The organism is Variovorax endophyticus, from assembly GCF_025376855.1.
Lineage (GTDB): Bacteria > Pseudomonadota > Gammaproteobacteria > Burkholderiales > Burkholderiaceae_C > Variovorax.
Window position 1 is genome coordinate 1 of record NZ_JAHUTH010000011.1, and the last position, 21,092, is coordinate 21,092.

24 protein-coding genes are annotated in these 21,092 nt (G+C 71.6%); 10 read left to right on the plus strand and 14 right to left on the minus strand.

Going from position 1 to position 21,092, the window contains the following annotated elements:
• Positions 1-149: 149 nt before the first annotated feature.
• From KV106_RS15990 to KV106_RS16010, 5 genes are read right to left on the minus strand one after another with little or no spacing between them, the layout of a single operon-like run.
• Positions 150-773 carry a hypothetical protein gene (locus KV106_RS15990; RefSeq protein ID WP_261211042.1) on the minus strand — a complete coding sequence of 208 codons (624 nt, stop codon included), beginning with the start codon at positions 771-773 and terminating at the stop codon, positions 150-152.
• 22 nt (positions 774-795) lie between these two features.
• Positions 796-1,566 carry a DUF899 domain-containing protein gene (locus KV106_RS15995; RefSeq protein ID WP_261211043.1) on the minus strand — a complete coding sequence of 257 codons (771 nt, stop codon included), beginning with the start codon at positions 1,564-1,566 and terminating at the stop codon, positions 796-798.
• A gap of 29 nt (positions 1,567-1,595) precedes the next feature.
• Positions 1,596-2,258 carry a Vgb family protein gene (locus tag KV106_RS16000; protein WP_261211044.1) on the minus strand — a complete coding sequence of 221 codons (663 nt, stop codon included), beginning with the start codon at positions 2,256-2,258 and terminating at the stop codon, positions 1,596-1,598.
• A 48-nt stretch (positions 2,259-2,306) separates the two neighbouring features.
• Positions 2,307-3,527 (minus strand): helix-turn-helix domain-containing protein, encoded by a 1,221-nt coding sequence (locus KV106_RS16005; RefSeq protein WP_261211046.1) that lies wholly within the window; start codon positions 3,525-3,527, stop codon positions 2,307-2,309.
• Between the two features lie 13 nt (positions 3,528-3,540).
• On the minus strand, positions 3,541-4,527 hold the full coding sequence (locus KV106_RS16010) for a helix-turn-helix transcriptional regulator (RefSeq protein WP_261211047.1): 987 nt from the start codon (positions 4,525-4,527) through the stop codon (positions 3,541-3,543).
• Between the two features lie 391 nt (positions 4,528-4,918).
• Here KV106_RS16010 and KV106_RS16015 point away from each other — a divergent pair, with 391 nt between their 5' ends.
• From KV106_RS16015 to KV106_RS16040, 6 genes are all read left to right on the plus strand, one after another.
• Positions 4,919-5,623 (plus strand): fumarylacetoacetate hydrolase family protein, encoded by a 705-nt coding sequence (locus KV106_RS16015; RefSeq protein WP_261211048.1) that lies wholly within the window; start codon positions 4,919-4,921, stop codon positions 5,621-5,623.
• A 25-nt stretch (positions 5,624-5,648) separates the two neighbouring features.
• Positions 5,649-6,527: a polysaccharide deacetylase family protein gene (locus KV106_RS16020; RefSeq protein WP_261211049.1), complete on the plus strand. Its 879-nt coding sequence runs from the start codon at positions 5,649-5,651 to the stop codon at positions 6,525-6,527.
• Between the two features lie 78 nt (positions 6,528-6,605).
• Positions 6,606-7,856, plus strand: a complete 1,251-nt coding sequence (locus tag KV106_RS16025) for an MFS transporter (protein ID WP_261211051.1) — start codon at positions 6,606-6,608, stop codon at positions 7,854-7,856.
• Complete coding sequence (locus KV106_RS16030) at positions 7,853-8,611, plus strand: sulfite exporter TauE/SafE family protein (protein WP_261211052.1); 759 nt, start codon at positions 7,853-7,855, stop codon at positions 8,609-8,611. Before KV106_RS16025 ends, KV106_RS16030 begins: the two co-directional genes overlap by 4 nt.
• Positions 8,612-8,651: 40 nt before the next feature.
• The gene (locus tag KV106_RS16035; protein WP_261211053.1) at positions 8,652-10,073 is read left to right on the plus strand and encodes an amidohydrolase family protein; all 1,422 of its coding nucleotides are present in this window, start codon (positions 8,652-8,654) and stop codon (positions 10,071-10,073) included.
• Between the two features lie 117 nt (positions 10,074-10,190).
• Positions 10,191-10,385, plus strand: coding sequence for a hypothetical protein (locus KV106_RS16040; RefSeq protein WP_172705341.1), 195 nt, complete (start codon positions 10,191-10,193; stop codon positions 10,383-10,385).
• Between the two features lie 14 nt (positions 10,386-10,399).
• On the opposite strand, the gene KV106_RS16045 is transcribed toward KV106_RS16040, so the two are convergent.
• From KV106_RS16045 to wrbA, 6 genes are all read right to left on the minus strand, one after another.
• Positions 10,400-11,383, minus strand: coding sequence for a Bug family tripartite tricarboxylate transporter substrate binding protein (locus KV106_RS16045; protein WP_261211054.1), 984 nt, complete (start codon positions 11,381-11,383; stop codon positions 10,400-10,402).
• Positions 11,384-11,411: 28 nt separating this feature from the next.
• Positions 11,412-13,187, minus strand: a complete 1,776-nt coding sequence (locus KV106_RS16050) for an FAD-dependent monooxygenase (protein ID WP_261211055.1) — start codon at positions 13,185-13,187, stop codon at positions 11,412-11,414.
• Positions 13,188-13,189: 2 nt separating this feature from the next.
• Positions 13,190-13,780: a hemerythrin domain-containing protein gene (locus KV106_RS16055; protein WP_057594193.1), complete on the minus strand. Its 591-nt coding sequence runs from the start codon at positions 13,778-13,780 to the stop codon at positions 13,190-13,192.
• A gap of 83 nt (positions 13,781-13,863) precedes the next feature.
• On the minus strand, positions 13,864-14,712 hold the full coding sequence (locus KV106_RS16060; RefSeq protein ID WP_057598453.1) for a helix-turn-helix transcriptional regulator: 849 nt from the start codon (positions 14,710-14,712) through the stop codon (positions 13,864-13,866).
• A gap of 153 nt (positions 14,713-14,865) precedes the next feature.
• The gene (locus KV106_RS16065) at positions 14,866-15,714 is read right to left on the minus strand and encodes an IclR family transcriptional regulator (RefSeq protein ID WP_261211056.1); all 849 of its coding nucleotides are present in this window, start codon (positions 15,712-15,714) and stop codon (positions 14,866-14,868) included.
• A gap of 55 nt (positions 15,715-15,769) precedes the next feature.
• The gene (gene wrbA, locus KV106_RS16070) at positions 15,770-16,387 is read right to left on the minus strand and encodes an NAD(P)H:quinone oxidoreductase (RefSeq protein WP_261211057.1); all 618 of its coding nucleotides are present in this window, start codon (positions 16,385-16,387) and stop codon (positions 15,770-15,772) included.
• A 134-nt stretch (positions 16,388-16,521) separates the two neighbouring features.
• Between wrbA and KV106_RS16075 the strand changes: the two genes are divergently transcribed.
• On the plus strand, positions 16,522-17,229 hold the full coding sequence (locus tag KV106_RS16075) for an NIPSNAP family protein (protein WP_172705340.1): 708 nt from the start codon (positions 16,522-16,524) through the stop codon (positions 17,227-17,229).
• A complete protein-coding gene (locus KV106_RS16080) occupies positions 17,229-17,828 on the plus strand; it encodes an NAD(P)-dependent oxidoreductase (RefSeq protein WP_261211058.1) in 600 nt (199 codons plus the stop codon). The genes KV106_RS16075 and KV106_RS16080 overlap by 1 nt, the downstream gene beginning before the upstream one ends.
• A gap of 19 nt (positions 17,829-17,847) precedes the next feature.
• Here KV106_RS16080 and KV106_RS16085 read toward each other — a convergent pair whose 3' ends face one another.
• Positions 17,848-18,264, minus strand: a complete 417-nt coding sequence (locus KV106_RS16085; RefSeq protein WP_261211060.1) for a DUF1801 domain-containing protein — start codon at positions 18,262-18,264, stop codon at positions 17,848-17,850.
• 103 nt (positions 18,265-18,367) lie between these two features.
• On the opposite strand from KV106_RS16085, the gene KV106_RS16090 reads away from it, so the two are divergent.
• Together KV106_RS16090 and KV106_RS16095 are read left to right on the plus strand one after the other, a co-directional pair.
• Positions 18,368-18,949: a hypothetical protein gene (locus KV106_RS16090; RefSeq protein ID WP_261211061.1), complete on the plus strand. Its 582-nt coding sequence runs from the start codon at positions 18,368-18,370 to the stop codon at positions 18,947-18,949.
• On the plus strand, positions 18,939-19,076 hold the full coding sequence (locus KV106_RS16095; RefSeq protein WP_261211062.1) for a hypothetical protein: 138 nt from the start codon (positions 18,939-18,941) through the stop codon (positions 19,074-19,076). Before KV106_RS16090 ends, KV106_RS16095 begins: the two co-directional genes overlap by 11 nt.
• A 4-nt stretch (positions 19,077-19,080) precedes the next feature.
• On the opposite strand, the gene KV106_RS16100 is transcribed toward KV106_RS16095, so the two are convergent.
• Both KV106_RS16100 and KV106_RS16105 read right to left on the minus strand, forming a co-directional pair.
• The gene (locus KV106_RS16100; RefSeq protein ID WP_261211063.1) at positions 19,081-20,274 is read right to left on the minus strand and encodes an MFS transporter; all 1,194 of its coding nucleotides are present in this window, start codon (positions 20,272-20,274) and stop codon (positions 19,081-19,083) included.
• Positions 20,271-21,089: an SDR family NAD(P)-dependent oxidoreductase gene (locus tag KV106_RS16105; protein WP_261211064.1), complete on the minus strand. Its 819-nt coding sequence runs from the start codon at positions 21,087-21,089 to the stop codon at positions 20,271-20,273. Before KV106_RS16105 ends, KV106_RS16100 begins: the two co-directional genes overlap by 4 nt.
• Positions 21,090-21,092: the final 3 nt, after the last annotated feature.

Here is a 21,092-nt window from a genome sequence, read left to right on the forward strand (position 1 = left end):
GCAGATCCGCGCGATCCAGGAAGGCGCCATCCCCGAGGGCACCGGGCCCGAGTCGCAACGAGTGATCGTGCGGGCGGGCAACTACTTCGAGTGAAATCCGATGGCGCGGACCACGGCTCCGTTCCGAAGGACCTCGCATCTCGCGCTGGCTAGCGCGTCGCAATCAACAGCAGACCGGCCGCCGCCAGCGCCGCGGTCCAGCCCAGTCGCAACACCCGGCCCTCGAGCAGCCGCGGATGCCGCGCGATGCCGCGGCACACGCCGGTGGCGATCAGCCCGGTGGCCAGCAGCATCGCCGCCGTGTGCACCGCGACCGCGGCGAGCGCCAGCGCCATCGAGCCCGATGCGGTGATGGCCCGCGCGGGATCGCCGCCGAGGCACAGCGGCACGAGCGCGGGCACCAGCATGAGCCCGGCGCCGTGCGCGGTCGCCATCACGAAGGACCAGCCCGCGAGGCCCGCATGGCTGGCGCGCCATCCCGTGGTGGATCGGCCACCGCGCAGCAGCCGGTAGGCCGCCGCGAAGAGAAGCAGCGCACCGGCCAGCACCTGCACCAGCGCACGGTCCAGCCACAGCCCCTGCGCGACGACGAAGGCCACGATCGCGACCGATGCGAAATGCCCGACGGCGATCGGCAGCAGCGCGCGCCGTGCCCTGCCATCGTCACGCGCCTGCACGCCCCAGGCCGCGGCAAACATCCAGCCATTGGCCGGACTCAGCCCATGGAAGGCGCCGAGTCCCGCGATCGCCAGCCAGGGCCAGAGCGCGGTCATGGAACATGCCTCGCGCCGGATCTCAGCCGCGCGATCCGCAGCACGCATGCGCCGCGGGCCGCGATTCGTAGCGGTCGTGATGACGCACCCATGCCATCGTGTGCTCGAGCCCTTCCTCGTCGCGCCCCTTGGGCACGAGGTCGATCAGCGGATAGGCGCCCATCATCACTTCCACGCCGCGGCCGTAGCGCGAGTAGGTGTGGAACACCTGGCCCGCCGCGTCCTTGTGGAACACGCTGATGCCCGGCGCCTCGGCCTGCGGAAAGGGCTGCATTGCGAAGTTGTAGTAGACCGAGCCGCTCGCGAATTCCTCGGGCGTGAAGCTGACATGGAAGTCGTGGTTGAAGTCGTTGCGCGCCGATGAGACCCACTTGAACCGCCAGCCCATGCGCTCGCGAAAGCGCTCGATCTCGGGCAGCGCATTGCGCGAGACCACGAGCAGCGTGACGTCGCGCGCGGCCAGGTGCGGGGCGGCGCCGTCGTTGTGGTCGGCCATGTACGAGCAGCTCGGGCAGCCCTGATCCCAGCCGGGCGCGAACATGAAGTGCTGCACCAGCAGCTGGCTGCGGCCCTCGAACAGGTCGGCCAGCGCGCGTGGGCCGTCGGGCGTGTCGAAGACATAGTCTTTCTCGACGCGCACCCAGGGCAGGGCGCGGCGTTCGGCCGCAATCTGGTCGCCCAGCCGCGTGAGTTCCTTCTCGCGTTCCAGCAGGGCGCGGCGCGCCTCGGTCCATTGGTCCCTGGAGACGACGGCGTGGTGCGCCGTGCCTGCTTCGGTGGTCGTTGCATTCATCGGATGCTCCTTGCGTGAGTCTCGGTCAATCAGTGCGCGGGCCGGCGCACCGCGCGGACCTTGCCGCTCGGGCCGCCGCCGCAGTAGAAGAGACCGGCACCATCGGACTCGAGCCCGCTGACGCCGGTGCCGCGCGGCATCTCGAGCCGCTCGAGCACCTCGCCGCTGCGCGGGTCGATGCGGCGGATGTCGCTCTCCTCGGCCTCCCAGGTGCCGTGCCACAGCTCGCCGTCGACCCAGGTCACGCCGGTGACGAAACGGTTGCACTCGATGGTGCGGCGCACGGCACCGGTCGCGGGATCGATCTCGTGGATCTTGCGGTCGCGGTACTGGCCCACCCACAGGCTGCCCTCGGCCCAGGTCAGGCCCGAGTCGCTGCCCTGGCCGGGCGCGGGGATCGAGGCCAGCACCCGGCCGGTGGCGGGGTCGATCTTGTCGATGCGGGCCTCGGCGATCTGGTAGAGATGGGTGCCGTCGAAGGCCGTGCCGGCATCGCAGGCGCGGTCCAGCGCCTTCGTGGTCTCGCCGCTGTCGGGGTCGAAGGCCACCAGCTTCTCGCCGGTGGCGGCCCAGACGCGCTGGCCGTCGTGGGTCACGCCGTGCACCTGGGTGGCGCCCGCGAAGGGCCCGTACTCGCGCACGATCTCGGCCGCCCGGGCCCTGGAACTGTCGTGGATGGTCTTGGCTGTCATGGTTGGCTCCTTGGGAGGGCACCGGACATCGGCGCCTTGGAGACAACTCTATGCAATCGCGAGCGTGGAGGGGAGTAACAAGATCGTCGTGAAACCGGCCAGCGGCGGCGCCAGCCAGCGCCGCGCGCGGGTCTGGCCGATGGCGCGCACGCGGCCCTCGGCCTCGAGATCGGCCAGCGCGCGCTGCACGGTGCGCTGGCTGGCGTCGAGCGCGAGTGCCAGCGCCGAGGTCGACCAGGCGGCGCCGTCGGACAGCAGCGCGAGCAGCGCGGCCTGCTCGCCAGCGATCGGCGGCGCCAGCACCGAGACGGGCCGCTCGTCGTGCGGCCGCAGCACGAAGCCGCGCGCGCTGGCCTCGATGCGCGCCAGCGGCTTGACGAGCGCGCGCAGCCGGCCGATCTCGACGCGCAGGCGCGCGCGGTGGGTCTCGTCGGGGTCGCGCGTGCGGAACACCCGCGCGATCAGCGCCTCGCGATCGACGTCGCCGGGCCAGGCTTCGGCCAGCGCGAGGGCGAGCGCGAACAGCACCGGCCGGCGTGCCAGCGCGCGCCAGGTCGTGCCCGCGCCCACGGCGCGGCGGCAGGCATCGACCACCAGCGTGCCCGAGTCGAGCAGCGCCTCGACCTCGTCGAGCCGCAGCATCCGTTCGCCGCCGGGAAAGCATTGCCGCGCGGCGGGCCGGTCGAGCGCGGCGCGCGTGTCGACCACTTCGGCCAGCAGGGCCGGCACGCCCGCATGCTCGGCGGCGATGCGCGCACGGGCCAGGGCGTCGCGTGCCGGCGCGGTGCGCAGGGAACGCAGCGCCAGTTCGGCGGTGGCGAGCTCGGCCACGGCCGCGAGCGAGGCCGGCAGGCCCTGGCCGTCGAGACGGGCCAGCGCGTCGCGAGCCTCGTCGAGCCGCCCGAGCAGCAGCGATCGCCGCGCCGCGATCAGCCAGGCCTGCAGCGCGTTGGCGGGGTCGGCATGCGCCTCGAGCGTGGCGGCCGCCGCCAGCAGCGCGCGCGGCGAGCCGCCGAGGTCGCGCATCGCCAGCGCCACCTCGGCCTCGGCGACCACGCAGCGCGCGCGTGCCAGCGCTTCGTGCGCGCCGAAGCCGCGCGCGGCGCGCCGCAGCAGCTCGCGGGCGCGTGCATGGTCGCCGAGCTGGGCCATGGCGATGCCGCGCAGCGCCAGCGCCGGCGGATCGTCGCGCAGCGCGACCCGCTTGAGCGCGCCGAGCGCATCGCCCGCGGCCAGCGCGCGCGCGGCGGCGGCGATCAGGGAGTCCATCGAAGCGGCGCCGCTATTCGATCCAGGTCCGCGCGCCCACGCCCTGGTACTGGCGCCGGTAGGCCGAGGGCGTGGTGCCCACCACCTGCCGGAACCGGCGCGCGAAGTGGGCCGGCTCGGCGAAGCCCGTGCTCTCGCCGATCTCGGCCGCCGAGGCCGAGGTGAAGACCAGCAGCGTCTTGGCGCGGTCGATGCGCCGCTCGGTCACGATCTCGAGGAAGGTCTTGCCGGTCTCGCTCTTGAGCAGGTGCGCCAGGTGGGTGGCCGACACGTGGCTGGCCTGCGCCGCGTCGCCCAGGGTCAGTTCCTGCGCCAGGTTCTGCGTGATGTAGCGGATGCAGCGCAGCACCGCCTGCTTGTACGACTGCAGCACCATCCCCTGGGCCTCGCAGTGGCGGAAGTCCTCGCCGTAGCGCCGCCACACCATGCCGATCAGGTTCAGCAGGTGGCCGCGGATCAGCAGGTGGCTGGCCGTGTCCTCGCCCGAGGGCCGCTGCGCCTCCTGCGTCATGCGCTCGCACAGCGCCTGCAGCTGTTCGGTCTCGGCCGCGTCGAAGCGGAAGTCCAGGCAGTGCTGGAAGCGGAACGGCGCGAGCTCGGGCGCGCGCGCCAGCGGCACCTCCGACAGCTCGAACACGTCGAGATCGAGGGAGGGCAGCAGGTAGTCCTTGCTGATGTTGATGATGTGGAACACGCCGTCGGCCGCGTTCGGGATGTAGTGGACCAGGAAGGGCAGCACGAAGCTCACCGTGCCCGGACCGATCGGGCGCTGGCCGCCGCCGATGTAGTGCGTGGTCTCGCCGCGCGTGTTGACGTAGATCTGGAAGTACTCGTGCCGGTGCGGCACCGGGTTCGGCAGGATGTTGGTCTGGTCGCGGATGCCGAAGTAGGCGCGCTGCGCCCGCGTGGCCATGGTGTAGTTGCCGATGGCGGGGCGTGCGGCGCGGGCGGAGCCAGGGTGCGGCGGAAGCGGGTCGATGAGGGAGGGCGCTGGTTGCATGGCGGGCCTGGCACGAGGAATCGCAAGGATTGCATATCTTTGCGCAAGCCTGTGCGTTGAGGCAGAAGGGCCTCGTTCCTAGACTTTAGGGCCTGTTAACGCTATGCAAGGGGTCGCGAAGCTCGCCAAAGCCCGCCCATCAAGGCGCGCGACGACGCGTGTGCGTCCGCACACGCTAGGAGCGCAACGCCGAGGGGCGGGCTTTGGCGAGCTTCCCTCCGGGTTGCCCCGCAAAGGGGCCGTCTGCGGCGTTGCCCGCGCTTGCAAGGCGGACGCCTTGCTGCGCGCGGGCGCCTTGCATCCAGCCCCTTTGCGGGGCAACGCGACCCCTTGCATAGCGTTAACAGGCCCTAACCACTCCTTCACAACCCTTCCAGAGAGACAACACGCAATGTCCCCCAGCCCCGCGCCCGGCGCCGCCGACGCCCTCCAGGTCGCCCCCATCTCCATCGACATCGTCGGCAGCGACCGGCAGTTCCCCGTGCGCCGCGTCTACTGCGTGGGCCGCAACTACCTGGCCCACATCCGCGAGATGAAGGAGGGCGACGAGCGCGATCCGCCGTTCTTCTTCCAGAAGCCGGCCGATGCCGTGGTGACGGACGGCCGCGTGCCCTATCCGGCGCTGACCGAGGACTTCCAGTTCGAGTTCGAGCTGGTGGTGGCGATCGGCAGCGAGGCCTCGAACGTCTCGCCCGACACCGCGCTCGACCATGTGTTCGGCTACGCGGCCGGCCTCGACATGACGCGCCGCGACCGCCAGCGCGAGTGCAACAAGCGCGGCCTGCCGTGGGAGCAGGGCAAGTCCTTCGACCATTCGGCGCCCTGCGGCCCGATCCATCCGGTGGCGCGCGTCGGCCACATCCGCTCGGGCGCGCTGAACCTCGCGGTCAACGGCAGCGTGCGGCAGGATTCGGTGCTCGAGAAGATGATCTGGAACGTGCACGAGATCGTCAGCGAGCTGTCGAAGCAGTACCGCCTGCTGCCCGGCGACCTGATCTTCACCGGCACGCCCGAAGGCGTGGGCCCGGTGCAGCGCGGCGACCGGCTCACGGGCCGCATCGAGGGCCTCGAGCCGCTGCAGGTCGAGATCGTCTGAACGCACAAGGCCAAGGAGACACCGCATGAAACCGCTCGAACGCATCGCCTACTCGGCCATCGCCGACCGTCCCGCCCGCCGGCTGCCCGGTGGCAAGCGGCTCGCCGTCTGGGTCATCGTCAACGTCGAGGAATGGAACATCGACGAGACCATGCCGCGCACCGTGCTCACGCCGCCGGCCGGCGGCTCGCCCATGCCCGACATCCCGAACTGGGCCTGGCACGAGTACGGCAACCGCGTCGGCTTCTGGCGCATGCTCGAGGCGATCGACGCGCTCGGCATTCCCGCCACGCTCGCCATCAACGGCTCGGCCATCGGGGCCTACGAGCCGATCGCCAAGGCGGCGAAGGCGCGCGATTGGGAGTTCATCGGCCACGGCTTCGGCCAGCGCAACATGCAGAAGGTGCCCGACGAGGCCGAGGACATCGCCAGGACCACCGAGGCGATCCGCGCCTACACCGGCAAGCGCCCGCGCGGCTGGCTCGGCCCGGGCCTCACCGAGACCTGGCACACGCCCGACATCCTGGCCGAGCAGGGCTACGAGTACGTCTGCGACTGGGTGCTCGACGACCAGCCGGTGGAGCTGAAGACGCGCAACGGCGGCCACATCGTCAACGTGCCCTACACGCAGGAATGCAACGACGTGGCGATGATGCTGATCCAGCACCACAAGGCCAGCGAGTACCGCGACCGCGCCATCGACCAGTTCGAGCAGCTGTACGCCGACGCCCGGGACTCGGCGCGCGTGATGGCGCTGGTGGTGCATCCGTACATCATGGGCGCGCCGCACCGGCTGCGCTATTTCCGCGAGGCGCTGGCGCACATCCGCGAGCGCGAGGACGTCGGCTTCTTCACCGGCGAGCAGATCCTCGACTGGCATCTCGCGACGCGCGACGCCGCTTGAGACCCGCCCCGGCGCGCGCCGCCGGGGCTGCCTTTTCCCCAGAACAAGAGTCTCGCCCCGGCGAGAAGGAGACAGATCGTGCATTCCACCACCTCGGCCCTGCCGCTGGCCGGCGACGCGCGCCGCGAGGCGCCCATCAGCGGCCTCGAGATCGCCATGTTCCTGGTGCTGCTCGCGTCCTATGCGCTCAATGCGATGGACCGGCAGATCTTTCCGCTGATCGCGGCCGACGTGCGCCGCGAGTTCGGCTTCGGGCTGGCCGACACCGGCCTGCTGTCGACCATCTTCACGCTCGGCATGGCGGTGGCCGGCGTGCCCACCGGCTACCTGCTGGCGCGGCTGTCGCGCAAGACCGTGCTGCAGATCGGCATCGCCATCTTCTCGCTGGGCACGCTGCTCACGGCCTACTCGCACGGCTTCGCCGACATGATCGCCTACCGCGCCGCCACCGGTATCGGCGAGGCGATGCAGCTCACGGTGGTGATCGCGATCGCGGCCAGCCACTTCGCGCGCTACCGTGCCACGGCCGTGGGCGCGATCAACTTCTCGTTCGGCATCGGCGCGATCGTCGGGCCGCTGCTCGGCGGCCACCTGATCGGTACGGAACGCGACTGGCGGCTGCCGCTGGTGGTGTTCGGCGTGGCGGGCTTCGCGGCCATGGCGCTGATCGCGCTCACGGTGGGCCGGCGCATGACCGAGAACGTGGCCGCGGCCGACACGCGCGCCGACCAGCGCGGCGCCGAGCGCATGTGGAACCGCAACACCGTGCTGCTGACCGCGATGAGCGTGATCGGCGGCCTGTGCATCTACGGCTACCTCGGCATGTACCCGACCTTCCTGCGCGAGCACCTGCACTACACGCCGGCCGATACCGGCCGCGTCATGAGCATCTTCGGCTTCGGCGTGTTCGCCTCCATCTTCGGCGGCTGGCTCGGCGACCGCTTCCATCCCAAGCTGGTGCTGTCGCTGAGCTTCGTCGGCACCGGGCTGCTGGGCTTCCTGCTGTTCTCGGGTCCCGCCGGCATCTGGGTGCAGTCCGCGTTGTCCTTCGCCTGGGGCCTGGTGGTCAGCGGCGTGCTCTACGTGAACCTGGCCGGCTATCACATCAAGGCGGTGCGCGCCTCGCTCACCAACCGCGCCACCGGCGTGTTCGTGACCACGCTGTACGGCGCGGGCGCCTTCGCGGGCTACATCATCGGTGCCATCGCCGCGCGCCTCGGCTGGGGCTCGGCCGGGTTGCTGCAGATCACGCTGCTGGCGGCGCTGGGCGTGGTGCTGACGGCGCTGCTGCGCACCGACCGCATGTCGCTGCCGGCGCGCAAGCCGTGACCACGGCCTTCGAATGGGCGCTGCTCGGCGGCGCCGCGGCGCTGGCCGGCGCGCTCAATGCGGTGGCGGGTGGCGGCAGCTTCCTCACCTTGCCGGCGCTCGCGCTGGTCGGCGTGCCGCTGGTGTCGGCCAATGCCACCGGCACCGCGGCGCTGCTGCCGGGCTACCTGGCCGGGGCCTGGGCGCTGCGGCGCGAGCTCGCGGGGCCGATGTCGCCCTCGCTGCTTCGGCTGGGCGTGCTCTCGGTGTTCGGCGGCGCGGCCGGTGCGGCATTGCTGCTGTCGACCTCGAACCAGGCCTTCGGCCGCATCGTGCCCTGGCTGCTGCTGGCCGCGACGCTGCTGTTCGCGATCGGGCCCGCGCTGGTGCGACGCCGGGCCGAGGTCGCCGCACCGGGGCGCGCCTGGCTCGCCGACCTGGGCATCGTGGCGGTCGCGGTCTACGGCGGCTACTTCAACGGCGGCCTCGGCATCCTGCTGCTCGCGGTGCTCGGCGCGCTCGGGCATGCGGACATGGGCCGCATGAACGGCATCAAGAACTTCGTCTCGGCCATCCTCACGCTGATGGCGGTCGCGATCTACGCGGCCAGCGGCGCGATCGTCTGGACCCATGCGCTGTGGATGGCGCTCGGCGCCACGGCCGGCGGCTATGCGGGCGGCACGGCCGCGCGGCGGCTGCGGCCGGAGCTGGTGCGTGGGTTCGTGGTGCTGACGGGGCTCGCGATGACGGGGGCCTTCTTTCTCAACGCGCGCTGAGCGCGCGATCCTTTTCCTCACTTCCTCACCGGGACAGCCCATGCAAACCAGCAAGAGAGACTTCATCCGCCTGGCCGGCGCCCTGGCGGTGGCCGCCACCGGCGCGCCAGCGCTCGCCACTCCGGCCCGGGCCAGCCGCGGCAGCTACCTGATCCGCAACGGCGCGGTGATCACGGTCGACCGCGCCACCGGCACCCTGCCGCGCACCGACGTGCTGGTGCGCGACGGCACCATCGAGAAGGTGGGCCGCGGCCTGCGCGCACCGGGCGTCGAGGTGATCGACGCCACCGACCGCATCGTGATGCCGGGCTTCGTCAATTCCCACTACCACCTGTGGAGCGCGATCGGCCGCAGCTTCACGGCGCGCGAGGGCTTCTCCTACTACCCGGCCAAGGGCGCGACCTCCACGCTCTACACGAGCGAGGACTTCTACAACAGCGTGCTGCTGGGCTGCGCCGAGCTGGCCCATGGCGGGACCACGACCGTGCACAACTGGTCGCACAACACGCGCTCGCCGGCCCATGCCGACGCCGAGTTGCGCGCGCACCGGCAGTCGCTGCTGCGTGCGCGCTATTCCTACGGCCACGTCGACCAGATGCCGGCCGACGAACTCAACCGCTACGAGGACCTGGAGCGCGTGCGGCGCGACTGGTTCGGCGAACGTTCGCCGCTGGCCGGCCTGGTGCACCTGGGGCTGAACCTGCGCGGCCCGCAGCAGAGCACCGAGGCCGTCTTCCACGAGGAGATGAAGTTCGCCAAGGCCAGCGGGCTGCCGGTCGCGATCCATGCGCCGCAGGAGGCGCCCAACAACGTCGACGCGCTCGACTACGAGCGGCGCGGCTACCTCGGGCCCGATTTCATGATCGCCCACTACGTGCCCGCGAGCCCGGCCGACCTCGCGGCGCTCGCGCGCACCAGGACGCCGCTGAGCTTCGCCACCCATTCCGAGCTGCGCCTGAGCGGCACCGGCGACGCGCGCGCCGCGCTGTTCGCGATGCGTGCGGCGGGCCTCGCGGTCTCGCTGTCGAGCGACGCCACCTCGATCGCGCCGCCAGACATGTTCGAGGCCATGCGCTTCACCTGGAACCTCGGCGTGCCCTGGACCGGCACGCCGAGCGCGGGCGCGAAGCCGGTGGGCGTGCACGAGGTGATCGAGATGGCGACGATCAACGGCGCCACGGCGCTGGGGCTCGGCGATGTCACGGGCTCGATCGTCGAGGGCAAGCGCGCCGACATCATCCTGGTGCGCACCGATGACCTGAACATCGGCCCGGTGGGCAACGCCGAGACCGCGATCGTGCAGAGCGGCAGCGCCGCCAACGTCGAGACCGTGATGGTCGATGGCCGCATCGTCAAGCGCGGCGGCCGCTTGGTGGCCTATGACGTCCCGGCCATCATGCGCCGCGCACGCCAGTCGGCCGAGCGGATTCGCGCCGCGGCGGGGGCGGCCCTGCAGTCCTGAATACAGCGCCCGCCTACAAGCGCCGGGCTCCGGCACTGACGGGTGCCCGCCCGGCCGGCCCCCACCATCGGTCCCCATGCGTCGGGCCTGTTGCCCGGCAAGCACCAGGAGCCGCACATGACGAAAAAAATAGGATCGCTGGCAGCCGGTGCTGCCCTGCTGGGATCGTTCTTTCTCGCGATCCTCGCGCCCATGGCATGGGCGGTGGAGAAGGACGATGCCGCCGGCGCCACGGCCGTCCAGACCGCCGCGCCGGCCTGCGAGGCCACGGCCGCGCACGACGGCGTCTTCACCAAGGCCTGCCTCAAGTAGCCGTCAAGCAGCCGTCATTCGGCCTTGATGCCGCGCTCGCGCACCACGCGGCCCCACTTGGCGGTCTCCGACTGGATGTACTGGGTGAACTGCTCGGGCGTGCCGCCCACCGGGTCGATGCCCGCCTCGCCGAGCTTGCGCCGGATCTCGGCCGGCGCGATGGCCTTGAGATAGGCCGCCTGCAGCGCCTGCACCACGGCGTCGGGCGTGCCGGTGCGCACGGTGAAACCCTGCCAGCCCTCGACCTCGAAACCCTTCACGCCCTGCTCGGCCACGGTCGGCACCTCGGGATAGGCCGCGATGCGCTTGGCACCGGCCGCGGCGATAGGCCGCAGCCGGCCCGACTCGATGTGCGGCCGCGCGGTGGCGCGGTCGAGGAACATCAGCCCCACCTGGCCGCCCAGCAGGTCCTGCACCGCGGGGCCGCCGCCCTTGTAGGTGATGGCGACCAGCTTCATGCCGGTCTCGCGCGCCAGCAACTCGGTGGCGAGGTGGTGCGTGGTGCCCACGCTCGGCGAAGCGTAGTTCAGGCCCTCGGGGGTGCGCGCGGCCAGCGCGATCAGCTCCTGCAGGTTGCGCACCGGCAGGGTGTTCGGGTTGACCACCAGCAGGAAGTCGAACTTCGCGGTCATGGTCACGGTGCGCAGGTCCTTGAGCGGGTCGTACGACAGCTTGTCGAACATCGCCGGGTTGACCGCGTAGGTGGTCATGTCGCCGAGCAGGAAGGTGTGGCCGTCGGGCGCGAGCTGCTTGGCCACGGCGGTCGCGCCGATGATGCCGGAGGCGCCGGGGCGGTTGTCCACGATCACGGGCTGGCCCAGCACCTCGCCCATGCCGGGCGCGACCAGGCGCGCGAAGAAGTCGGTGCCGCCGCCGGCCGGGTAGGGCACGATCAGGCGGATCGGCTGGCTGGGCCAGTTGCCTTGGGCGGCGGCGCCGAAGGCCGCGGGGGCCAGGGCGCCGGTGGCCAGGAGCGAAAGCAGGGTGCGTCGTTGCATGGTGGCTGTCTCCTCGTTCGTTGGAATATCAGGCCGCGAGATCGCGTTGCAGGATCTTCGCGAAGGCCGCCGCGAGCTGGCCGCGCGCGCTGTCGCCGCGACCCATCGCGCGCCAGGCCACGTGCTGGTCGGGCCGCACCAGGATCGCGCCGTCCGATGAGACGCCGCGCAGGCAGCGCCAGGTGCCCTCGATGTCGCGCACCGCGGCCGTGTCGTGGATCTCGACGATGTCCACCGGCAGGCCGGCGCCATGCGCCAGCGTGGCCGCGGCATCGGCCCAGGCCGAGCCCTGGCGGCCGGTCAGCAGCGTGAAGCGGCCCGGGCGCACCAGGTCGAGCGTGGAGATCTTCCTGCCGTCGCGCTCGAGCCAGGCATGCGGCAACCGATGGCCGGGCCGGGTGGTGGGCACGTAGGTCTGGCCCAGCGGATCGCGTTCGGGCGTGGGCGTGCCGTCGGGCATGACGGCGCCGAGCTCGTAGTGGTAGCCCAGCTCGATGTCGTGCGCCTGCCATTCCATGCGCTGCACTTCCATGATCTGTGCCAGCCGCGCGCGCCGCGTGCGGCCCTCGGCGTCGTCGGCGAAGTAGCGGCGGAAGTTCGCCTGGCTCAGCTCGGCATTGCCGCGCACCAGGCCGATGCCGGCATCGGTGAGCTGGTGGTTCTGGAAGGTCATCAGCGCCCACTGGATGTTGAACGCGGCCACCGGGCGGCGCTCGGCCTCGTAGCTGTCGAGCAGGCTGTCGTGCGCCTCGCCCTTGAGCACGGCCGCGAGCTTCCAGGCCAGGTTGTGCGCGTCCTGGATCGCCGAGTTCAGGCCCAGGCCGGTGGTCGGCGGATGGCGGTGCGCGGCATCGCCCGCGAGCAGCGCGCGGCCCCAGCGGTAGCGGTCGACCAGCACGCCCTCGACCGTCCAGTGGCCGATGCCGATGATGTCGGGATGCAGGTCGGGGATCTTGAGCAGCTCGCGCATGCGCGGCAGCAGCGACGACTCCTCGAAGCGGGACGGGTCGTCGGGCCGGAAGCTGAAGTGGAACATCCATTCCTCGGAATGCCGGCCGAAGCGCGTGGGCCCGAGCTGGCCCAGCACGCCGCTGGCCCAGGAGCCGCCCTCGGGGTTGACGAACCAGGTGGTCATCGAGTGGTCGTCGTCCCAGTACTTCGAGAGGTCGGCGCGGAAGTAGACCGTGACCATGTGCGCGAGGTCGGTCGCGCCGCTCATCACCGCGCCCAGCGTCGGGCCCACGGTCTTGCCGCCGTCGGCGCCGATCAGGTACTTCGCGCGCACGCAGTATTCCTCGCCGCTGTCGCGGTCGAGCACGCGCGCGGTCACGCCGTTCTCGTCCTGCTCGAAGGACTGCAGCTGGTGGTGGTAGCGCACCTGCGCGTTCGCCTCGGCCGAGGCCAGCTCGCGCAGCAGCGGCTCCATGCGCACCTGCGGGTAGAGCGTGGATTCGCAGGGGCTGTCCTTCGCGTAGTGCTGCGCGAGCGAACCGCCGCCGAAGGACTCGATGCGGTAGAAGGTGCGGCGGTCGAGCTCGCCGTCGCCGGCCAGCGTGGTGCACCAGCGGATGTGCGAGATGTGGGCCAGCGGCATCGAGCGTTCGTAGACGCGCTCGGCCACCTCGAACTGGCGCAGCAGCTCCATGGTGCGCTGGCTGATGTAGCGCGCCTTGGGCAGCCGGCCCGGCGCCGGATGGCGTTCGAGCAGCAGGCTGGCGATGCCTTGCCGCGAGAGGAACAGCGAGGCCGCGAGGCCGCAGCCTCCGCCGCCGACGATGAGAACGGGAACGTCGATGTCTTGCATGGTCATTTCTGGAGCGTGGGATCGGGGCAGGAGGTGCGGGCGGTGATGCGCGCGAACAGCGCGCGGTGGCCCTGCGTCATCGCGGCATCGGTGTCGCCGCGCTGGCGCGCCAGCGCCTCGGCGAGTTCGCGCCAGTCGGCGGGCGAGAGGTAGTCGGCGGCCACCGGCAGCACGTAGCTTTCCTCGACCTCCATGTGGCCGAGGTAGACGGTCGAGTGCGTGTGCAGCAGCAGCTGGAAGGATTCACGGTGCACCTCGCCCATCAGCTCCCAGGCGGTCAGCGCATGCTCGAGCTCGCGCACCGAGGATTCGCCGCGCTCGTGCTCGGCCTCGAGCCGGGCCAGCACCGGGCGCAGCGCCGGGCAGCGCTCGCGGATCTTCGGGAACAGCAGCTCGCTCTCGCTCGCGTGGTGCATGCGCGCGGGCATCTCGTCGAGGTAGAACAGCATGGCGCGCAGCTCGTCGAAGTCGGGCCGGCGGGCCGAGCGGCGCGCCTGCTCGACGCTGTCGCCCAGTGCCCGCAGCACCGTCGCGAGGGCCTGGTGATCCTCGAGGATCAGCTGGACGGCGGAGGGTTGGAGCAGGGGCGGCATCGGTGCGACTCGGGCATGGCCTCATTGGGGCACAGCCGGGCGCCGGGGTCAGTCCCGCTGCAGGGGACGCGTGACGTCGCGCTCTAGTGCAGCGCGCGCGAGGCCATGGTCTGGAAGCGCTCCGCGCTCCAGCGGCCCCAGCGCGCGAGATACCAGGTCAGCAGCTCGCGTTCGCTGCCGATCACCAGCCGCTGGTAGGCGCGCTTGCGGTAGGTCTTCACGGTCTCCTCGCTCACGGCGAGGTCGAGCGCGATACCGACCGACGACAGCCCGTAGAGGATGCGCGCGCAGACCTCGGCCTCGCGGCGCGGCAGCGGGCTGGTCGCCACGATGCAGTTCTCGATCTCCTCGAGCGTGGTCAGCGCCTGCGACACGTCGGGCCGGCTCTGGCAGACGTCGGCGTGCTTCGAGAGCATCGCCAGCAGCAGCTCGGCCGCCTGCGCGAGGCGCTCGATGCCGTCGTGCGCGAACGGCGTGTGCGGGTCGGCGCGCAGCACGCTGAGGCCGAAGGCGCCGTTGGCGCCACGGCCGCACAGCAGGATGCGGTCGCGCACGTGCGGGTAGACGCGCGGGCGCAGGTCGTCGTATTCGTGGTCGCTGAAGTCGACGTGGATGATGGTGGCGGCCGCGCCGTCGACGCGGCGCTGGGCTTCCGTCATGGCCGGGTCGTGCTTCCACAGGCCCTGCTTGACGTAGCTCTCGACGCGGTCGCGCGCGGTGCGTTCGGGCTGCACGCAGCAGGCCGCCACTTCGCGCAGCTCGTCCTGGCCGAGGCGGAAGGCCGCGAAGTGATCGGCGCCGCACAGCGCATGCAGGTAGTTCGCGAGCGCGGGCGCGAAACGCTCGCTGCCCATGCCGTCGACCAGGCGCGCGAGCTGCGCTTCCGAGGAGGAGGCGGCCGCGGGCCGGTCCTGGATCATCACCGTCATCATCGTTGTCTCCTGGGGTACCGCCAGGCGCCTTCGGGGCGCCAACTGCACGGACTTCTGTGTTCCGGGCAGGTTTCAAATTCCGTAATCAGATTACGCTCATCGAAATCCTGACTGTGTGAGGAGAAACCCTCCGCTGCGCTGCGGCAGGCGGCTTCAGCCCCAGCCCATGCGGCGCGAAACGTCCTCGGCGCGCGCCGACAGCACGGTCGCCACGTGGCCGTCGAGCCGGGTGTCGATCAGGCCGGCCGAGCCCATCACTGTCATCACGCCGGCCACCGCGCCCGCGTGGTCGAAGATCGGTGCCGACACGCCGTGCAGCCCCGGATTGAGGTCGCCCTGGATGCGCGCGAGCTTGCGCTTGCGCACCGACTCGAACAGCGTCTCGACATCGGCGCGCGTCATCTTCCCGGCGGCCGGGTTCGGCGTCGCGCCCGGATGCGGCACGCCCGAGAGTTCGCGGTCGATCAGCGGCGCCGTCACCGAGGCCGGCAGGTAGGCACCGAAGATGCGGCCGGTGGAGGAGGTCAGCATCGGCATCACCGAGCCGGGGCGGCCGCTGATGATCAATGCGTCGTTGGTCTCCTCGAAGCGCACGAAGGTCGGCCCGGCCGCGCCCCAGACCGCGAGGCCGACGGTGAAGCCGAGCTCGTCGCGCAGCTCGCCCAGCGTGGGCGAGGCCACCTGCACCACGTTGAGCCGGCGCAGTGCCGCGAGGCCCAGCCGCACCGCCAGCGGCCCGAGCCGGTAGCCGCCGCTGGCGGCGTCGCGCTCGGCCAGCCCGCTGCGGCAGAAGCTCACGAGGTAGCGGTGCGCCTTGGGCGGCTGCATCTCGGCGCGCTCGGCCACGGTCTTGAGCATCAGTGGCGCGCCGGTGTCGATCAGCGCGGACAGCACGCGCACCGCGGTGTCGACCGCCTGCACGCCGCCCGCGTCCTCGTCGCCGGCGCCAGGGCCCGTGCCGTTCGTCTCGTCGGCGACATGGCCGGACTTCGCATCTTTCATGGGGGAGGGCGGGACCATCCGCACGAGACTAGCACGGGCATCGGAACCGCCTGCCTCAGCCGGCGGCCGGTGCGCGGGCCGCCGCCAGCACGCCCGCGAAGCGCGCGAGCCGCTCGCCCTGGTAGCGCGCGGCGTCGAGCTTCTCCGCGGGCAGGCCCTGGCCGCGGCCGTCGCTGAAGCTGCTGCCGTAGGGGTTGCCGCCGGCCGCCGGGATCCGCTTGTCGGTGTAGCCCACCGGCACGATGACCGATCCCCAGTGATAGAAGATGTTGTGCAGCGCGAGCAGCGTCGATTCCTGCCCGCCATGCAGGTTGCCGGCCCCCGTGAAGGCGCCCGCCACCTTGTCCTGCAGCCCGCCCGCGGCCCACAGCGGGCCCAGCGTGTCGATGAACTGCTTGAGCTGCGCGGCCGGCAGGCCGAAGCGCGTGGGCGTGCCGAACACGAAGCCGTCGGCCCAGGCGAGGTCGTCGGGCGTGGCCTCGGGCACCTCGCGCGTGGCCTCCAGGTGTTCCTTCCAGGCCGGCTTGGCATCGATGGCCTCGGCGCCCGCGAGTTCGCGCACCTTGCGCAGGCGCGTTTCGGCGCCCATGGCGCGCGCGCCTTCCTCGATGGCCTGGGCGATGCGCCAGGTGTGGCCGGTGCTGCTGTAGTAGACGATGGTGAGCTTGGCCATGGTGCGCGGGTCGGGTTGTTGTAGGAGTTGCGGGCACGGTGCCCGCCGCCGGCCAGCATAGGCAGCGACCCGCGCGCGGTATGCCCCCCTGCGGCGGGACAGACAGCCGCCGTGCCATGGCTATGGTGGCGGCCATGATCCACGAACTGCGTCTTTACTCGGTGGCACCGGGCCGCATGGCCGACGTGCACGACCGCTTCAACCACCATTTCCCGGCCCTGTTCGAGAAGCACGGCGTCGATTGCGTCGCGCGCTGGCAGGCCGTGGCCGGCCCCGACGCGCCGCGCTTCGTCTACCTGATGGCCTACCGCGACTACGCGCACCGCGAGGCCGTGTGGGCCAGCTTCTATGCCGACGCCGAGTGGTGGCGCGTGCGCGCCGAGACCAACGCGGGCCACGAGATGGTGGAGCGCCACGACCTGTTCTTCCTGAAGCCGAACGCCGCCTGGCCGGCGCTTGCGGGAGCCGAGGCCGCCGTGCCGGTGGGCGGCCTGCACGAGCTCGTGCAGCAGCAGATCGCGCCCGGGCAGAACGCCAACGCCAATGTGTTCCTGCACGAGACCTGGCTGCCGCGCGTGCGCGAGGCCGGCGCGCGCGTGCTCGCCGTGTGGGACATGGCGGCCGGCGCCGGCATGCAGAAGGTCGTGCTGCTCTACGCCTGGCCCGACGCCGCGGCCTGGCATGCGGGCCGCCAGCGGCTGGATCGCGATGCCGCGCTGCAGGCCGAGTTCGGAGCGCAGCGCGCGCGCCATGGCACGGCGCTGTTCCAGCGCGCCGAGGTCAACCTGCTCGAGCCCGCGCCGGGCGCGACCATCCGCGCCGGGCTGGGCCGCATCGCCTGATGGCGCCGCTGAAGATCGCGCTGGTGGGCGGCACCGGGCGCGTGGGACGGCATGTGGCGCTCGAGGCCACGCGCCGCGGCCACCTGCTGCGGCCCTTGCCGCGCGCCGAGTTCGACGTGTTCGATGCGGAGGCGCTCGCGCGCGGGCTGCAAGGGCAGGACGTGCTGGTCAGCGCCTATGGCGCGCCGGCCGAGGTGGCGCCCTTGCTGGTGCGCGCCACGGCCTCGATGCTGCAGGCGATGCGCACGGCGGGCGTTATGCGCATCGTCACCGTGGGCGGTGCCGGCGGCCTCGCGGTGGCGCCGGGGCGGCGGCTGGCCGACACGGCGGACTTTCCGGCCGAACTGCTGCCCAAGGTCAGGGCACACGAGGAAGCGGTCGCCCTGCTCGCGGCCTCGGGGCTCGACTGGACCTGCCTCGCGCCGGCCGCGCGCATTGCGCCGGGCGAGCGCAGCGGCCGCTACCGTTGCGCGGTCGGCGCGCTGGTCAGCGATGCGCAGGGCCGCAGCGCCATTTCTTATGCGGACTTCGCCTGCGCGCTGGTCGACGAGCTCGAGGCGCGGCGGTATTCGCGCCAGCTCGTGGGCGTCGGCGACTGAAGCCCGCGCCCGCGATCGCCTAGGCGGAGCGCTTCGCCTTCGACTGGCGCTTCGTCACGTTGAGCGCCACCGCTTCCTGGAACAGCGCCTTGAAGGCCTGCGCATCGACCGTCTCGCCTTCGCCGATGTCGATCGCGCGCCGCGCATTGCCCTCGAGGCTCGCGTTGAACAGGCCGGCCGCATCCGCGAGCGAGGCGCCCTTGGCGAAGGTCAGCTTCACCTTCCCCTTGTACGACTCGCCGGTGCAGACGATGCCGTCGTGCGACCAGGTCGGCGTGCCCATCCACTTGAGTTCCTCGACGATCTCCGGATCGGCCTCCTTGATCAGCTGCCGCATGCGGCCCAGGGTCTGCGTGCGCCAGTCGCCGAGCTCGGCGATCTTGCGGTCGATCTGCTCCGAGATCGGGAGGTCCGTTTTCGAATCCGGCTTCGTCATTCGTGTTGCTCCTGGTTCTTTCTTGTCGTTGCCCTTCGCGATGGCCGCGCGTGGGCGAGGAACGCATTCTGCATAGGGACGCGGCGAACGCGAAAGACGGTACGTGGCGGTGCTCGCCAACGGGAACGACGCACATGGAAGTACCCTGCGGGTGATGACCGAAAAAAACACCACCCCCTTGGCCTGGCATGTCGATGTGCGCGCCTCGTCCGACGGCACGCATCGCTTCTGCCAGGTCCGCCTCGACACCGGAACCGGCGAGATCGGCGACCCCGATGTCTGGTCGGTCGTCGGGCTGGTCCAGGCCGCGATCGACGACATGCTCGAGAGAACGGCGCGGCAGGCCTTGCTGCCCGGCATGGCGCAAGCGCCAGCCGAAGACCTGTTCGCCGATCTCGCCGCCTGGCACCGTGGAGAAGTGCGCCTCGCATTCGCCGTCGCCGGCACCGATTCGCGCCCCTATTCCGCGCTGCCCGAGGCATCCGAACTCTTCGATGGCGAGGAGGCCTACCTCGTGCGCCTGGAGGGCGGCGCGGCGCGACTGCTGTGGCGCGACTACGTGTTCGAGGATGCGCGCGGAATTGAGATCGACTTCGAGGACTGGCGCGTGGGCTGGCTGCGCGTGCGCGAGGAGATCGGGCGCGACGGTGGGAAACGCATGGTGCTGTCCGCCCATGGATCTTGACGCCGACATCGTCCCCGGTGAATCCCTCGGCGGCCTGCGCCTGAAGGACCGGGTCCTCGAGGTGATGCCGGCGGCACGCAAGCGCACAGTGCGCAAGAACGGCGAGGTGCGCCGGGACAGCGCGTGAGCGCTCAGCCGGCCGGGCGCGGATTCGCCGCCGCCCGCTGCCGCAGGCTCAGCGCGAAGCCCGCGCCGATCGCCAGCAGCGCCGCCGCGCAGGCCAGGAACACCGGCCGCGTGCCGATGCGGTCCACCGCCGCCGAGGCCACGGCCACGCCGAGCGCGATGCCGAGGAACATGGTGGAGGCGAACAGGCTCACCGCGGTGCCGCGCAGCGCGGGCACCATCTGCGTGGCATGAGTCTGCAAGGTGCCGTGCAGCGCGTAGAAACCCAGGCCCGCCACCAGGCAGGCCGGCAGCGCCAGCGCCCAGTGCTGGCCGAGCGCGAGCACCAGCCAGCCCAGGCCCAGCGCGATGCCGCCGCCCAGCACCAGCCCGCCTTCGCCGAACACCGCCAGCAGCCGGCGCGCCGCGAAGGCATAGAAGAAGCCGCCCACGCCATAGAGCGCCACCACGCCCGCCGCGCTCGAGAGCCCGAGGCCGTATTCGCGCACCAGGAAGGCCGGCAGGAAGGCCAGGCCCGAGAAGGCGAAGGCGCCCTCGGCCATCACCACCAGCAGCATCCAGCGCGCCCAGGGCTCGGCCAGCACGCGCAGGATGTCGCGCAGATGCCCATGGCCATGGCCGGAGGGCGCGCGCACCGGCTCGGCGCGCACCTCGCGGTTCAGGCTGATCGCGAGCCCGCCGACGCAGAACACCACGGCCAGCAGCGCGAACACCGCGCGCCAGCCCAGCCATTCGGTGAGCACGCCCGACACCCACTGCCCGGCGATCATCCCGCCCAGCGACAGCATCAGGAAACGCGCCAGCACCGGCTGCCGCTCGGCGTAGGGCACGGTGTCGCCGACCCAGGCCAGCACCAGCGCGATGATGCCGGCCGCCGCGGCGCCGGCGAGAAAGCGCGCCACCACCAGCATCTCGAGGCTCATCGCCACCAGCGCGAGCAGGTTGCCGGCCACACAGCCCAGCGCCGCGAAGCCGATGGTGCGGCGCTTGCCGAAGCGGTCGCCAAGCGGGCCGAACAGCAGCTGCAGCAGCCCATAGGCCACCGCGTAGACCGACACCGTGAGCGCCGCGCGGCCGGTGGTGACGCCGAAGCTCTGCGCCAGCGCGGGCAGCATCGGGTCGCAGACGCGCATCATCGCGCTGCTGCAGCAATGCACCGTGGCCAACGCCGCCAGGCCACCGGGCCGCACGCCGGTCATCGCGCCTGCGCGTCCTGCTTCTCGAAACCGGGGCGGGGAATCAGCGACAGCCAGGCGGTGCTGAGTCCGCCGTCGACCAGCAGGTCCTGCCCGTTCACGTAATCCGAGCGCGGGCTGGCCAGGAAGGCCACCACCTCGGCGATGTCCTTCGGTCCGCTGATGCGTCCGGCCGGCACGATGGCCTCGCGCTTCGCGAGCACCTCGGGCTGGGTGTAGATGCCCTCGGTGAGCGGCGTGCGCACCATCGCCGGGCTCACCACGTTGCTGCGGATGCGATGCTCGCCGAGCTCCACCGCCAGCAGTTGCGACAGCATCTTCACGCCCGCCTTGCTGATGCTGTAGGGGCCGCTGTAGGGCTGCGGCACGCGCCCCGAGATCGAGGCCACGTGCACCATGCTGCCGCCGCCCGCGGCGATCATCTGGCGGCCGAAGGCCTGCGCGCACAGCAGGAAGCCGTCGAGGTTCACCGCCATCAGCCGGTGCCAGCGCTCGATGTCGATGTCCATCAGCGCCGCGGCGTAGATCGTGGCCGCGTTGTTCACCAGCACGTCGCAGCGCCCGAGCTCGCGCTCGACCGCGGCAGCGGCGCGTTCCACGTCGGCCTTGTCGGTGATGTCGCAGCCCAGCGCGATCGCGCGCGCGCCGCTTTCCGCGATGTCGGCCGCGGCGCGCGCCGCACCCGCCTCGTCGCGGTCGAGCAGCGCCACCCTGGCGCCCACCGACGCGAGCTCGCGCGCGATCTCGATGCCGATGCCGCCGGCCGCGCCGGTGACCACGCAGACCTTGTCTTCCAGTTGCAGCCAGTTCGCGGTCATGGC

Coding starts and splice junctions, on each gene's coding strand:
- KV106_RS15990 (WP_261211042.1), bottom strand. CDS start 773: ATGACCGCGCTCTGGCCCTGGCTGGCGATCGCGGGACTCGGCGCCTTC.
- KV106_RS15995 (WP_261211043.1), bottom strand. CDS start 1,566: ATGAATGCAACGACCACCGAAGCAGGCACGGCGCACCACGCCGTCGTC.
- KV106_RS16000 (WP_261211044.1), bottom strand. CDS start 2,258: ATGACAGCCAAGACCATCCACGACAGTTCCAGGGCCCGGGCGGCCGAG.
- KV106_RS16005 (WP_261211046.1), bottom strand. CDS start 3,527: ATGGACTCCCTGATCGCCGCCGCCGCGCGCGCGCTGGCCGCGGGCGAT.
- KV106_RS16010 (WP_261211047.1), bottom strand. CDS start 4,527: ATGCAACCAGCGCCCTCCCTCATCGACCCGCTTCCGCCGCACCCTGGC.
- KV106_RS16015 (WP_261211048.1), top strand. CDS start 4,919: ATGTCCCCCAGCCCCGCGCCCGGCGCCGCCGACGCCCTCCAGGTCGCC.
- KV106_RS16020 (WP_261211049.1), top strand. CDS start 5,649: ATGAAACCGCTCGAACGCATCGCCTACTCGGCCATCGCCGACCGTCCC.
- KV106_RS16035 (WP_261211053.1), top strand. CDS start 8,652: ATGCAAACCAGCAAGAGAGACTTCATCCGCCTGGCCGGCGCCCTGGCG.
- KV106_RS16040 (WP_172705341.1), top strand. CDS start 10,191: ATGACGAAAAAAATAGGATCGCTGGCAGCCGGTGCTGCCCTGCTGGGA.
- KV106_RS16045 (WP_261211054.1), bottom strand. CDS start 11,383: ATGCAACGACGCACCCTGCTTTCGCTCCTGGCCACCGGCGCCCTGGCC.
- KV106_RS16050 (WP_261211055.1), bottom strand. CDS start 13,187: ATGCAAGACATCGACGTTCCCGTTCTCATCGTCGGCGGCGGAGGCTGC.
- KV106_RS16055 (WP_057594193.1), bottom strand. CDS start 13,780: ATGCCGCCCCTGCTCCAACCCTCCGCCGTCCAGCTGATCCTCGAGGAT.
- KV106_RS16060 (WP_057598453.1), bottom strand. CDS start 14,712: ATGATGACGGTGATGATCCAGGACCGGCCCGCGGCCGCCTCCTCCTCG.
- KV106_RS16065 (WP_261211056.1), bottom strand. CDS start 15,714: ATGAAAGATGCGAAGTCCGGCCATGTCGCCGACGAGACGAACGGCACG.
- wrbA (WP_261211057.1), bottom strand. CDS start 16,387: ATGGCCAAGCTCACCATCGTCTACTACAGCAGCACCGGCCACACCTGG.
- KV106_RS16075 (WP_172705340.1), top strand. CDS start 16,522: ATGATCCACGAACTGCGTCTTTACTCGGTGGCACCGGGCCGCATGGCC.
- KV106_RS16080 (WP_261211058.1), top strand. CDS start 17,229: ATGGCGCCGCTGAAGATCGCGCTGGTGGGCGGCACCGGGCGCGTGGGA.
- KV106_RS16085 (WP_261211060.1), bottom strand. CDS start 18,264: ATGACGAAGCCGGATTCGAAAACGGACCTCCCGATCTCGGAGCAGATC.
- KV106_RS16095 (WP_261211062.1), top strand. CDS start 18,939: ATGGATCTTGACGCCGACATCGTCCCCGGTGAATCCCTCGGCGGCCTG.
- KV106_RS16100 (WP_261211063.1), bottom strand. CDS start 20,274: ATGACCGGCGTGCGGCCCGGTGGCCTGGCGGCGTTGGCCACGGTGCAT.
- KV106_RS16105 (WP_261211064.1), bottom strand. CDS start 21,089: ATGACCGCGAACTGGCTGCAACTGGAAGACAAGGTCTGCGTGGTCACC.